This window comes from Vibrio sp. F13 (genome assembly GCF_020806305.2).
Lineage (GTDB): Bacteria > Pseudomonadota > Gammaproteobacteria > Enterobacterales > Vibrionaceae > Vibrio > Vibrio crassostreae_C.
Map to the genome: position 1 here is coordinate 228,966 of NZ_CP170176.1, position 13,616 is coordinate 242,581.

The 13,616-nt window shown below is 45.6% G+C and carries 12 protein-coding genes; 3 read left to right on the forward strand and 9 right to left on the reverse strand.

The window, feature by feature from the left end; all coding sequences use genetic code 11:
- Window positions 1–141: 141 nt before the first annotated feature.
- Complete coding sequence (locus LMH68_RS15975) at window positions 142–1,023, reverse strand: LysR family transcriptional regulator (RefSeq protein ID WP_017064026.1); 882 nt, start codon at window positions 1,021–1,023, stop codon at window positions 142–144.
- 281 nt (window positions 1,024–1,304) lie between these two features.
- Between LMH68_RS15975 and LMH68_RS15980 the strand changes: the two genes are divergently transcribed.
- Window positions 1,305–2,492 (forward strand): MFS transporter, encoded by a 1,188-nt coding sequence (locus LMH68_RS15980; protein WP_017062388.1) that lies wholly within the window; start codon window positions 1,305–1,307, stop codon window positions 2,490–2,492.
- An 81-nt stretch (window positions 2,493–2,573) separates the two neighbouring features.
- On the opposite strand, the gene LMH68_RS15985 is transcribed toward LMH68_RS15980, so the two are convergent.
- From LMH68_RS15985 to LMH68_RS16005, 5 genes are all read right to left on the reverse strand, one after another.
- Complete coding sequence (locus LMH68_RS15985) at window positions 2,574–3,134, reverse strand: sugar O-acetyltransferase (RefSeq protein ID WP_017064028.1); 561 nt, start codon at window positions 3,132–3,134, stop codon at window positions 2,574–2,576.
- Between the two features lie 202 nt (window positions 3,135–3,336).
- On the reverse strand, window positions 3,337–4,335 hold the full coding sequence (locus LMH68_RS15990) for a LacI family DNA-binding transcriptional regulator (RefSeq protein ID WP_229648097.1): 999 nt from the start codon (window positions 4,333–4,335) through the stop codon (window positions 3,337–3,339).
- A 98-nt stretch (window positions 4,336–4,433) separates the two neighbouring features.
- Window positions 4,434–5,873, reverse strand: a complete 1,440-nt coding sequence (locus tag LMH68_RS15995) for a 6-phospho-beta-glucosidase (RefSeq protein WP_065583752.1) — start codon at window positions 5,871–5,873, stop codon at window positions 4,434–4,436.
- 169 nt (window positions 5,874–6,042) lie between these two features.
- The gene (locus LMH68_RS16000) at window positions 6,043–6,567 is read right to left on the reverse strand and encodes a hypothetical protein (protein ID WP_229648107.1); all 525 of its coding nucleotides are present in this window, start codon (window positions 6,565–6,567) and stop codon (window positions 6,043–6,045) included.
- Window positions 6,568–6,618: 51 nt separating this feature from the next.
- A complete protein-coding gene (locus LMH68_RS16005; RefSeq protein ID WP_229648098.1) occupies window positions 6,619–7,008 on the reverse strand; it encodes a VOC family protein in 390 nt (129 codons plus the stop codon).
- 254 nt (window positions 7,009–7,262) lie between these two features.
- Here LMH68_RS16005 and LMH68_RS16010 point away from each other — a divergent pair, with 254 nt between their 5' ends.
- Entirely contained in the window at window positions 7,263–8,105 is an 843-nt protein-coding gene (locus LMH68_RS16010) for a DMT family transporter (RefSeq protein ID WP_029235183.1), read from the forward strand.
- Here LMH68_RS16010 and LMH68_RS16015 read toward each other — a convergent pair.
- A complete protein-coding gene (locus tag LMH68_RS16015; RefSeq protein WP_017059462.1) occupies window positions 8,102–9,004 on the reverse strand; it encodes a LysR family transcriptional regulator in 903 nt (300 codons plus the stop codon). The genes LMH68_RS16010 and LMH68_RS16015 overlap by 4 nt on opposite strands.
- A gap of 188 nt (window positions 9,005–9,192) precedes the next feature.
- Here LMH68_RS16015 and LMH68_RS16020 point away from each other — a divergent pair, with 188 nt between their 5' ends.
- The gene (locus LMH68_RS16020) at window positions 9,193–11,265 is read left to right on the forward strand and encodes an alkyl/aryl-sulfatase (RefSeq protein ID WP_229648099.1); all 2,073 of its coding nucleotides are present in this window, start codon (window positions 9,193–9,195) and stop codon (window positions 11,263–11,265) included.
- Window positions 11,266–11,414: 149 nt separating this feature from the next.
- Here LMH68_RS16020 and LMH68_RS16025 read toward each other — a convergent pair whose 3' ends face one another.
- Window positions 11,415–11,825, reverse strand: a complete 411-nt coding sequence (locus LMH68_RS16025; protein ID WP_229648100.1) for a LysR family transcriptional regulator — start codon at window positions 11,823–11,825, stop codon at window positions 11,415–11,417.
- 9 nt (window positions 11,826–11,834) lie between these two features.
- Window positions 11,835–13,208: an MATE family efflux transporter gene (locus LMH68_RS16030; RefSeq protein WP_017064035.1), complete on the reverse strand. Its 1,374-nt coding sequence runs from the start codon at window positions 13,206–13,208 to the stop codon at window positions 11,835–11,837.
- Window positions 13,209–13,616: the final 408 nt, after the last annotated feature.

Genomic DNA, 13,616 nt, shown 5'->3' on the forward strand with positions numbered 1-13,616 from the left:
TCGACTTACTTATATGAGATTGTGCAAACGCATTACTTACGTAAGCGCTAAAGCTGTTGTTCATCTAAGGGACATGTAAGGATCAACACCGAAAACATTGTTCACGCTGCATAACCTTTATCGTCTCTACACAAGCCTTCCCTACAAGCTCAAACGGGGCTGAATAAAGTCGATAAACGCCGAGATACGTTTAGAGACCGATGACGACTTGTAGTAAACCGCATTCACTCGCTCTCGGTCTGTGTTGGCAAGTTTGTCTTGTTCCAAGATAGGGATTAGGCGACCTGCTGCCATATCTTCCTGCACCATAAACCCCGATAAACAAGCAATCCCATTTCCAGCTAAGACTAGTTGACGCACGGTTTCACCATTACTGGCTGTCACAGTAGGCGCGACATCACTTTGGTTTGGTAAAGGCCAATGGTTAAGCACTTTGTTACCCGCAAACCCCACAATTTGATGCGAACTCAAATCTTCAGGTTTGGTGGGCAGCCCACGCTTAGCGAGATAATCAGGTGACGCCACAATATGGAGTAAACTTTTTCCTAACGGGCGAGCGTGCAGTGTTGAATCGGACAACTTACCGATTCGAATCGCAACATCAGTTCTCTTTTCGAGAAGATCAACGAAGCCTTCGTTGGAAGTGAGTTCCAACTCAATGTCTGGGTAAGCCTCTTTGAATGACTGCACCAACGGCACTAGCTGATGGAATACGAATGGACTGGCGGCATCGACTCTTAAACGACCTTTTGGCAACTCTCCGCGCGACACGATTTCTTCTTCCGCGCTCTGAATCATCTGTAATCCCACCCTGACTGAATCGACAAACTGCCGCCCTTCCTCCGTCAATTCCACGCGTCTCGTTGTTCGGTTGAATATTGAGACGCCGAGTTGCGACTCAACCTTACTCACCGAACGAGATACCTTGGCGACCTGCACATCCAGCGCCTCTGCCGCCGCAGAAAAACCACCAGCATCGACAACGGTGAGTACCATTTCTAAATCATCTGAACGGGTTAACATAAGGCTCCTTCGCTATCTTCATTTTGTTTAATGTCATCTCGCTTGTGCTCATCACAGCTCAAATCATCTTTGTCTTTTCGATCTCATCAGCTTAATCCAATGATCGGCTAACTCTTCAATAATTGCAAATTTAACAAAGGTTATTTGTTAATAACGTCATTTATCACAAATATATATTACTAGATAATCCCCGCCATCAAACGAAGCGCTCCTATTGCAGTCACAAGCTGCCCCATTTTATCGCGCTCGGTATTTAACAAAGAACAGTAAGAGAGATGATTATGCCATTAGCATTACTTGCATTGACGCTCAGCGCCTTTGCCATCGGAACCACAGAATTTGTCATCGTAGGCTTGATTCCTACCATGGCGAGCGACTTGAATGTATCTCTGCCATCGGCAGGCCTATTAGTCAGTTTATACGCGCTTGGCGTTGCTATTGGCGCACCAGTATTAACGGCATTAACCGGAAAGTGGAATCGTAAAGCGGTATTGCTAACCGTGATGGCATTGTTTGTCATTGGTAACTTATTGGCGTGGCAAGCTCCAGGCTATAACACGCTGATCGCCGCACGAATTTTGACAGGCCTTGCCCATGGTGTGTTCTTCTCGATTGGATCGACCATCGCGACAGGTTTGGTTTCAAAAGATAAAGCAGCCAGTGCCATTGCGATCATGTTTACGGGTTTAACGGTTGCATTGGTAACCGGCGTACCACTGGGCACTTATATCGGCCAAACCTTTGGCTGGCAAGCGACCTTCTTGATCGTTGCTCTGCTTGGTCTTATTGCTCTTATCGGTAGCGCTATCTTGGTTCCAAGCAACCTTAAGCAACCACCAGCGGCGAAGATTTCGGCACAACTAAAGGTTCTAACTCAACCACGCTTACTGTTGGTTTACGCTATCACAGCACTAGGTTATGGCGGCACATTCACAGCGTTTACCTTCCTTGCTCCAATACTGGAAAACGTATCAGGGTTTGATTCGAGCTCAATCAGCTTAATCATGTTGGTTTACGGTGTGTCAGTAGCGGTAGGTAACATCTGGGGCGGCAAAATGGCCGACAAGATGGGCCCGATTAAAGCACTGACCGTTATCTTCTCTGGTTTAGCCGCGGTACTGGTGGTATTCAACTTTACCGCTGTAAACCCTTACGCAGCCGTTGCGACTATTTTGGTTTGGGGTGCATTTGCATTCGGGAACGTTCCGGGGCTACAAGTGTATGTTGTGAAACTGGCTGAGAAATACACACCTGACGCCGTCGATGTCGCTTCTGGGTTGAACATTGCAGCCTTCAACGTCGGTATTGCATTGGGATCATGGGGTGGTGGTTTGATTGTCGCGAAATCTGGATTAATGAACACCCCTTGGGTAGGTGCTGTGATCGTTTTGATCGCTCTTGTTCTGACTCGATTCAGTGGTGCGTTAGATAAGAAGCAAGCACAACAAGCTGTTCCATCTAGCATCTAGCATCTAGCATCTAGCATCTAGCAAGAATAGAAAAAACAAAGCCCGAACCTAGGTTCGGGCTTTATCAATTCAATCTGATTATTACTCGTTATCGATCGCTTTCAGCACTTTACATGGATTACCGACTGCAACCACATTGGCTGGGATGTCTTTGGTTACGACACTGCCCGCGCCAATCACGCTGTTTTCGCCAATGGTGACACCGGGGCAGATAATTACACCACCGCCAAGCCAAACATTGTTGCCAACATTAATCGGTGTGCCAAACTCAACGCCTTCTTCTACACGGCCTTTCACATCGAGTGGGTGACCTGCAGTCAGGATTTGAACGTTCGGACCAAGCAGCACATTGTCGCCAATAGTCACTTCAGCCACATCCAAAATCACGCAGTTAAAGTTAGCGTAGAAGTTCTTGCCTAGCTTGATGTTCGAGCCGTAGTCACAACGAAATGGAGGTTCTAAATGCGCATTTTCACAGTCCGGAATGAGCTCTTGCGTTGCTGCTTCCCATTCAGATGTGCCAGGAATACTGTTATTGAGTTTTTGAAGCACCTTGCGACATTCGATACGAGCTGCATAAAGCTCTTTATCCCAAGCCTGATAAGGTTCACCTGCTAGCATTTTTTGTTTTTCTGTTTTCACGTTACTTACCTGTTCTCACATCAATTAGCTATTTTCATATTACTTATCTAGCTTCACATTACTTAACTAATGGTGGTCAATTCATCGACCAAAAACGCAATATCGCACATCTAAATAACAGTGAATAAGGAGTGTTTGAGCTTGGTTTAAGAGATGCGCATCTCGTCACTTTTTGTAGGTAAAATATGAAATTCGAACAGTGCTAATTTAGCTTCGCTATCGAATCACGTAACACCAAACTACCAGTGGTATTGATGGTGGTCGCTTGCTCTGTTTCACCGACAATTTGCAGGATCGCCTTTTGCGTCATTTGCTCTAATGGCACACTCACAGACGTTAAGCTTGGCGTTAAAAACGCCCCCACTTTGCTGTTATCAAAGCCGACGATCGAAACATCTTGAGGCAATGAGTACCCAAGTTCGGTTAACGCCTTAATCGCACCAATCGCCATATCATCGTTTTCAGACAAGATAGCAGTGAATGTGGTTCTGCTTTTTGCCAAAGCCTGAGCCGCGTGATAACCGCTCTCCATCGTCCAATCACCTTGAACAACGTTGGACTCATCCAATGCAACACCATGTTTAGTTAACACATCTTGATAGGCTTGGTAACGCAGCTCATCGGTCGAAGAACCGGCTTTACCACGAATCACTGCAATGTCTGTATGGCCTTGCTCGATGATGTGTTCAACCATCAAACAAGCACTTTGGTAATGGTCTGTGGTGATAGCATGCTCAGGCTTCGACGGCATTTCACGGTTGAGTACCAGAATCGGAGTGTCGGTGCTGTCGATGATCTTTGCAATCTCACATTCGGTTAAGCATTGCGGATAGAGGATGATGCCCGCGCACTTCATATCCAGCAGGAAGTTGATCGCCTTTATTTCGTCTTCAGCGCTGTGTTTGCCATCGGTGATCACCAGTTGGTGATTCGACTTTTCGCTATAAGAAGCCGCGTGATACATCAAGGAAGAGAAGTAAGGGCCATTGAACAACTCATTGGTGATAACAAAGCCGATGAAGTTGGTCTTCTTGGTCGCCAATTGCTGAGCCAACAAGTTCGGTCGATAACCTGTTTCTTGAATCGCATCAAATACCTTTTTCACCACATCTGGGCGCACGATGTTCTTGCCATTTAAGACACGAGAAACGGTCGATTTAGATACGCCTGCGCGGTTTGCGACATCAAGCATGGTTACCATTCGCTTCTTTTCCTTTATAAAAAATTAGCCGACATAGGCCGACTAATTCATTGCAAAATGACAGCTCACAGTTCACATAACTGCGCTGGGAATGCATTCTAAATAGTGGCACCGTTAGATGCAATCACACCTTTATACCACTCGAAAGACTTCTTGCGCTTGCGTTCTAGTGAGCCAGATTGATCGTTGTGCTTATCTACGTAAATGAATCCGTAGCGTTTTTTCATCTCGCCCGTGGTGAACGAAACTAAGTCGATACAGCCCCAAGGGGTGTAACCCATCAAATCAACACCATCAATCGCAACGGCTTTTTTCATCTCTTTGATGTGGTCGCCAAGGTAAGCGATACGGTAGTCGTCATTAATGCTGCCATCTTCTTCAATGGTATCAACAGCGCCAAAACCGTTCTCAACGATGAACAATGGCACTTCATAACGTTCATACAGAGACGCTAAACAGAAACGCAAACCGGTTGGGTCAATTGGCCAGCCCCAATCGCTAGACTGGATGAACGGATTATCGACCGAATTTTCATGACCGCCGTCCATCGCTTCTTCTGTAGATTGGTGAGAAGAAGAATCCAAGGTATTCGACATGTAGTAGCTAAAGCCTAAGTAATCAGCCTTACCTTCTTTTAGGATCTGCTCATCTTCAGGCTGCATCTCAATGTTGAAGCCTTTGATTGCCCAGTCACGCGTAGCGTAATTTGGGTAATGACCGCGAACCATCACATCTGAGAAGAAGTAACGGTCACGCATCGCTTGTTGTGCCACCATAATGTCTTCCGGTTTAGAAGAACGAGGATAGAAAGGCACCATCGCACACATTGCGCCGATTTGAAGATCTGGATTGATCTCGTGACCTTTCTTAACCACCAAAGCACTTGCAACAAACTGATGGTGAACCGCTTGATACATCGCCTCTTGCGGCTTTTCGCATTGTGGAAACTTCACGCCTGAGCATAACCAACCGAAAATATCTGCCGAGGTGTTCATCTGGTTGTTGATCTCGTTAAACGTCATCCAGTATTTCACTTTGTGTTGGTATCGTTCCATCACTGCAGTTGAATACTTAACGAAGAAGTCGATCACTTTGCGGTTCATCCAGCCGCCATATTCCTTAGCTAGATGGTAAGGCATTTCAAAGTGGCTCAGTGTTACCACAGGCTGAATGTCGTATTTCAACAGCTCGTCAAACAGATCATCGTAAAACGCTAAACCCGCTTCACACGGTTCAGCTTCATCGCCATTTGGGAAGATACGCGTCCACGCGATACTGGTACGGAAACACTTAAAGCCCATCTCAGCGAATAACTTAATGTCTTCTTTGTAGCGATGGTAGAAATCCACTGCGACTTGGTTAGGATAGTTTTCGCCATCAATCACGCCATCGGTGATTCGACGTTGTACACCATGAGCGCCCGCTGTTAATACATCAACAACACTGACACCTTTACCATTCGCATCCCAGCCGCCTTCTAGTTGATGCGCTGCTACTGCACCGCCCCATAAAAAATCGTTCGAAAATTCGTTGTTCATACCATTACTCACTACAAGTTATTCGTGAAAAAGATCAGAATTTGAGCTGCAATTACAACTCTGAAATCGATTTCAATAAAAGCAAAGATACAGATTGAAACCGGTTTCAGCAACAGTTAAAAGATCTTTTTTGATCGATCTAAAGACTAATCAACAGTCAGCATTACGATCAATGCTGTTCAAAATACTGATCATGCAGTGATTTGCCAGATTGGTCTTGAGTGCCAGGGTAGAACTGAACGAGTGTCTGATCGGCTAGTGTGAGGTGAATCCAACCCTCTTTGACTTTCAGCCAATTGGTACCGTTGGTCTCATAGACGGTAGGAAACTTGCCCCAGCCAGACTCTGATACCTGCAGCTCTTGAAATAGGTTAATCGGGGCTAGCTTATTGCTGTCGAAGTTTGCGTCGGCATAGACAGATAAAGGCTCGATGGCATCGTTTGGCTTAAACGTATAACAGCTCACAGAGGCTGAAGTGCGATCAAACCACTGGTAAGGTTGTGCACCGATTAAATCGTAGACCGTGCAATCATTGAATTGAATCGCCCACTCTTGGTGAGCTTTAAAACCGAGGTAACCTATGGGTTGTGATGGTTCAGGCTTTGAGTCCGCCTCCTGCTCATACACCGGTTCTGAGGTAGCACATCCCATAAGCCCAAGACTAAAAAGGAAAGTCACAGCAAGCTTCATCATTGTCATACCTCAGTTCCGTTAGTAGATGAGTAACTCAATTAAGTCTCTACATTAAACGGTAAGTTCCAAACGATTACCATCCGGATCGAGTACACAGCTCTCATAATAGCCATCGCCTGTTCTTCTTGGGCCATCTAAGCGCTCATAGCCGTCTTCGACCAAGCGTTGAGTGAGTGCATCGACCGCTTGTTCCGACCCGAGTGAAATCGCCATATGAACAAAGCCTGTAAACTGATCATAGATGTCATCTTTCGATTCAGGCACCGAGTCCATTTCCATGATCTCTAGTCGGCTTCCAGTCTCAAATGAGAGGAAGTATGAAGAAAACCCTTTGGTTGGGTTGTGATATTTTGAGTTCAATGTCGCGCCGAAATAATCTTCATAAAATCGCTTCAGTACTTCGAGTTGTTTGGTCCAAATTGCGATGTGTTCAATCTTCATTTTGTTTGCCTAAGTTTGATGTCTAACGCTAGATTACTCATCAAATAAGGAACAATAAACAGAACGAAATTCATCGAAATTGTTCCTGATTAACGGGCTCGATTTTATGTCCATAACTGCACAGTATTGGCATCTATGTTTGTGTAATAGTTATCTTTCCTCCATAGTCAGGTTTTACACAATCTGAGATTCAAACTGTGAGCTTTTTAAAACTGATACTACTTGCGGCTATATGGGGAGGCTCGTTTCTTTTCATGAGAATGGCCGCCAATCCATTAGGGCCCGCAGTCTTAATTGAAGCGCGAGTTCTGTTTGCAGCACTTACTCTGCTTTTAGTTTCTTTCTATTTAAAAAAGAAGCTCTCTTTTCATGATCACGCAAAACACTTCTTCATTCTCGGCCTGTTTAACACCACACTTCCTTTTTTGCTTTTCGCTTATGCCGCGCAGACACTTAACGCCTCGACACTCGCCATCTTGAACTCTACCGCGCCAATATGGGCGGCAATCATTGGTGCAATATGGACCAAAACAGCACTCGAGGCGAAAGTTCTATTGGGACTTGGGATTGGGGTAACAGGAGTTGGCGTGTTAGTCGGTTGGGATGCGATGAACATTGGCCGTGAGGCTATGCTTCCTATCTTTGCAGCAGTGATGGCGGCCTTTAGCTACGGAATAGCGTCAAACTATACCAAACAAGCCCCTAAAGTTGAGGCATTCAACAATGCTCATGGCAGCATGTGGGCTGCGGTATTGCTGGTTTTGCCGTTTGTATTCTTTATTCCGATGAGAGAAACACCCGACGTTACGATCACTACATCGGTTGTCTTATTAGGCGCGGTATGTACTGGGTTAGCGTATCTACTTTACTTCAATCTCGTCTCTGAACTCGGCGCACCTTCAGCCCTGTCCGTGACCTTCATCATTCCGGTATTTGGTATTCTATGGGGTAACTTATTCTTAGATGAAGCAATTGGCATCAATACGATTGTTGGTTCAATTCTGGTTATCACCGGCACCATGTTGGTGACAGGAATGACGCCTTCTAAGATGATAGAGAGCGCCAAACAGAAACGAGCAGCAAGAGCGGCTCGTTAATCAGCCATATATTGCTGAATCTTGTTTCTCAGCCACTGATGAGCAGGGTTCAAATCGGTTCTTTTATGCCAAATCATGTATTGCTGCATAGGTAAGATTTCAAACGGCTGATCAAGGACTTGAAGCTGGAAGGATTCGGAAAATTGATTGGCAAAATCACGCGATGTACTGCCGACACAATCTGAGCCCGATACCAGCACACACATGGTCATCAGCGAGTCACACTCGGCACTCACTTTTCTCTGTTTCAGTGGCGACTTGGTAAAATAATCTGCCGTGTATAAACGGGTTCGACGCATTCTAAAAGTAACATGCTTTTCGTTGTAATATTGCTCTTGCGTCACAGAGCCATTGATTCTCGGATGCCCCTTTCGAGCTATCAGCACCAACTCATCTTCAATCATCGGCTGCTTCATGTAGCCGTTAACTTGCGGGTAATGGATATCAATCGCTAAATCAGCTTGTTGCATGCTCAAGCCTTGCAATAATTCTTCTTCGTTGTTCGGCACCATATTGAATTCAATCGAGATATTGCCCAACGTCTCATCTTGCTCGACGAGAGGTTGAAGCTTGGTTAATCCAATCTCATTCACCAGGATACGAAACACATGATGCTGCTGATTATCAAATGTCTTTAAAGTGCTTACTGCGCTGCTTATCCCTTCTAGAGCAGGCTCTACTCGGTCTGCCAATTGCACCGCAGCGTTAGTCGGAATAATCCCACGCCCTTCACGAATAAACAGGTCGGTATCAAGCTGAGATTGCAATCGCTTCAATGCCCCGCTAACCCCAGGCTGAGTCATACCAAGCGATTCTGATGCAAGCGTGATCGACTTTAATCGATACACTTCTAAGAACACGCTCAATAGATTTAAATCCAACTTTTCCACGTCGCTCACCGTTACTCTCCCTGTCAATGTGGTCTTAATCAATCATAGGTCAGGATTCGTCTTCGTCGCCCAACCATTGCATGATTCAATACATAGCCAATCGTGATGTATTAAATAAAGCTTACTTTATTTTTTGCTATATGTCTTATTCCTATAATCGCCTCAACGAAACAAAATTCTGAAATGAAGAGGATCTTATGACAACTTCTCGCACGTTCAAAAATGCATCACTGTTCCTGGCTATCTCGCTCGCATTCCCGGCAATTGCAGCTAACCATGACCACGCACACTTCAGCGAAATTGGCGACCAAGGTGGCAAAAGCGCAACCGAGATGACGACCAAAGCAAACCAAGAGTTCGCAAAAACACTTAACTTTGCCGACACTCGCGCTTTCGACAATAACAACAAAGGTCTAATTGCTAGCTTCGACCAAGAGACGGGCGACATCATTCGCAATAGCTTTAACTTTATCGACCCAAGTGTGACGAATGCAGACCAAGCACCAGATTCAGTAAACCCTTCACTGTGGCGCCAAGCGGTATTGAACCAAGCAGCAGAAGGCTTATATGAAGTTGTTCCGGGTAAAGTTTACCAAGTTCGAGGTGCTGACTTAGCGTCTATCTCTTTCATTCGTAGTGACAACGGTTGGATCGCTTACGACGTTCTTCTTACCAAAGAAGCGGCCGCTAAATCACTCAAATTCTTCAAGAGCAATGTGCCTGATGGCGGCGAACTGCCCGTCGTTGCTATGATTTACTCTCACTCGCACGCTGATCACTTTGGTGGCGCAAGAGCAATCAAAGACGCATACCCAGATGTAAAAGTGTACGGTTCGAAAAACATTACTAAAGAGATCGTCGACGAAAACGTATTGGCGGGTAATGCAATGTCTCGTCGTACCGCTTATCAGTATGGTGCAACCCTGAACCGACACGAGCACGGTATTGTTGATGCTGCACTGTCGAAAGGCCTATCAACCGGTAGCATTACTTACGTACTGCCAGACTACGAGCTGAACCATAACGAAGAGATTGAAACTCTGGTTATTGACGGCCTAGAAATGCAATTCATGGATGCTTCAGGTACCGAAGCGGCCTCTGAAATGGTGACGTATATTCCAAGCATGAAAGCACTTTGGACTGGCGAACTGACCTACCAAGGCATGCACAACCTGTACACGCTGCGTGGCGCTAAAGTACGTGACGGCTTGAAATGGTCTAAGAAGATCAACGAGATGTTAATCACTTGGGGTGAAGAAACAGAGGTGTTGTTTGCGTCTCACTCATCGCCAATCTGGGGCGAACAAGAGATCTCTGATTACCTAAAAATGCAGCGTGACGCTTACGGTTTTACTCATAACCAAACGCTTCGCTTAGCCAATAACGGCGTGGTTCTGCAAGACATCGGTGACGAGATTTACAAGGTCATGCCAGACAGCATCCAACAGTCTTGGCACACCAACGGTTACCACGGTACTTACTCTCACAATGCTCGCGCTGTGTACAACATGTATCTTGGTTACTTCGACATGAACCCAGCTAACCTAAACCCACTACCAATCAAGCCAGAGTCAGTGAAGTTTGTTGAGTACATGGGCGGCAGCGACGCTGTGATTGAAAAAGCGCAGCAAGATTTCCAAGAAGGTGAATACCGCTTCATTGCAACAGCACTGAATAAGGTGATTCAAGCTGAGCCAGAGAACAAAGTTGCACGTGGCTTATTGGCAGATACATACGAGCAGTTGGGTTATCAATCAGAAGGTGCAGGTTGGAGAAACATCTACCTAACCGGCGCTCAAGAGCTTCGTATTGGCACACAACCGGGCGCACCGAAAACTGCATCTCCGGATGTGTTAGCGAACATGACCATTGAGAACTTGTTGGATTACTTAGCAGTTAAAGTGGATTCGCTAAAAGCACAAGAAACACCATTTACGTTGAATATTCAGCTACCAGACGTGCAAGAGTTCTACTACGTTGAAATGTCTAACGGTAACCTGAACAATATTCAAGTGAGCGAGCTACAAGACGCCGATACAACACTGATCATCAATAAGTCTGACGTGTCTGACATCGTGCTTAAGAAAACAAGCCTAGGAAAACTGTTAGAAGACGGACAAGCAGGCGTGAAAGGTGATAAGACATCACTTAACAAACTGCTGTCTTCACTGACAGAAGCTGACACCTCTTTTGAGATTGTACCGCGTCCAAACAAAGGCGAAGAAGTTGATGCAGAGCTATACCAAGATTCAGCGGTACACGCTCATTAAACGCCAGATACACTAAATAAAAACAACAGCAGTTAGCTAGAAAAACGTTCTATAAAGAACATAAAAACAAGCCCCTACCTTTTGGTCGGGGCTTTCTTATTTGTTATCAATGAGTGCTTCTTGAACGCTACTCTTACTGAAGCTGATAGCTACTCAGCTTGACCGTTTACGTCGCAATCCCAATAAGAAGGTGAACCATAATATTGAACAAAGTAATCGATAAATACGCGCACCTTTGGTGCAAGTAACTGAGCACTCGGGTATACCGCCCAGATAGCCGCCTCATCCTTTAAAGGGTAATCCGGCAACACCTCAACCAGCGAACCTTCCGCGAGCTGCTTGTATGCTATCCAACTCGCGCACATGGCAATGCCCAAGCCATCGACACATACATCCCTTACCGCTTCACCGTGATCGACGCGGATAGCACCTAGGCTCTCTTCGAGTTTTCCGATATGAATACTGGCTACCGGAGGTGACAACCCACGCTCTTGTCCTGCTTGACCTATATTGTGCGTAGACGCGAGTCGCACAAACAATTTTAGATGTTCAATGTTCATCAATAATGGCTAGCCTGCGCTGAGTACACGCTGCTTATTGGCCGCAGCGGCACGGGGAATAATGTGAGTTTTAATATAGGCATTAAGCTTAAACCATGCAAAAGCGCCCGCTAAAACATTGGCGACTGTCGCAGCAATAACCGCATTGACCATGTCTCCGGTTATCGAGCCGATCCATAAAGCGGGAATGTAGAAAACAAACAAGCGTAGGAAAGAGACATTCAAAGCTTTACGCGGCACACCCAAGGCATTAAAGACCGACGCAACCAACATGCAAAGCCCAAGCGGCCCATAGCTGAACGGTATAAATAACAAGGTCACTTCAAACCAGCTGCGTATGCTTTGTTCTTCCGAGATAACAGGAATAATCCAGCCACTAAACAGCGCCAACAATGTTGCCATCACGGTGTGGAAAACCAATAAGAACTTCGCTGTTGTATTCAATAGCTCAGGGATTTTGCATCGCTGCTGCGCCCCTAGGTAACGACCAATCATAGGCGGGATAGACATCGTCAGAGCAAGAGAAAACACCAGCATAAAACTTTCAACACGGGCGAGTAAGCTCCAAAAAGCCATCTCATCGGTTCCGATTCTCGCAATCAATAGCATTGAGAAGAACGCGCTGACCGCAGGTAATATCTGATTCGCAGTGGTTGGCATTACCGTCTTGAATAACTCAAAACTGTAGCCTTTGATTCGGTTACTGCACGCGCCATTGAAGCCAAACCAACCTTTGCCGCGAGACTTGATTAGCATGTAGATTGCGCCGAAAGCGTAGCCAATGCTCGATGCGATCGCCGCCCCTGCGATGCCCATATCCAATCCAAAGATCAGAATAGGGTCGAGAATTAGGTTAATCACGCTAGCAGCCAAGAACATGCTTCCGGTTGTTTTGGTATCGCCATTGGCACGATAAACGCAGGTGGCCAGATAAAGCACCGCCACCATCAATGCACTGAACAACCACAGTGGCCAGTACACATTAAAAATAGACAGCATGGATTGGTATTGAGCGTCAGAGACATCATTCACAAACGACGCAAAAACAGAATCGCTAAAAACAATCAGCCCTATGCAGATCAAAGCAATCACCAACACTCCAAATCCAACCGACAGCGTCGCAATTGAAGTAGATTTACGTTGTTCTTTTGCCCCTACCGCTTGAGAAATAATGGACGTTGCCGCCACACCGATGCCCACTTGAACCCCGGTAAACGCCGCTTGAAATGGCAAGGTGATACCGTGAACCGCCAACTCATTCACCCCTAGCTGACCAATAAAGATCGAATCGACCAATTGAACCATCATGATCGCAAACACACCCAGCGTCAGTGGCAGCGTTTTCTCAATGATGGTTTTCAAAGTCGCGGATCTCATCTGCATAAGTCGGTTCACTCTTGTCTGTACCTTGGGGCTAATTACCTAGTTGAGCAGTATACGAAGCTAAATGAAAAGGATAAGAGCGCCAGACAAGGAATGAGTTTTTAGATTTCGTTGACAATCGAATTAGCAAGATACCTTCAACGTTAAAGTATCCATCTAAGACACTGAATAAATTGAAATTATCAAACGCGCCAACACTCTTAATAATTCGTTAATAGTGTTTCGTTTAATGGTTAATTGTTGGTTCGAACATTCCTCGCTAGCCTGAATTTAGGTCGCATTCACACTGAATAGGCTGAAATGAAATCTCTCAGAAGGAATATGGAAATGGTATATCAAGGTTATACAACGTTTAAAGCTCAAGCCGAGGATGGAATTCTTACCGTCACTTTTGACTTCGGTACTGTG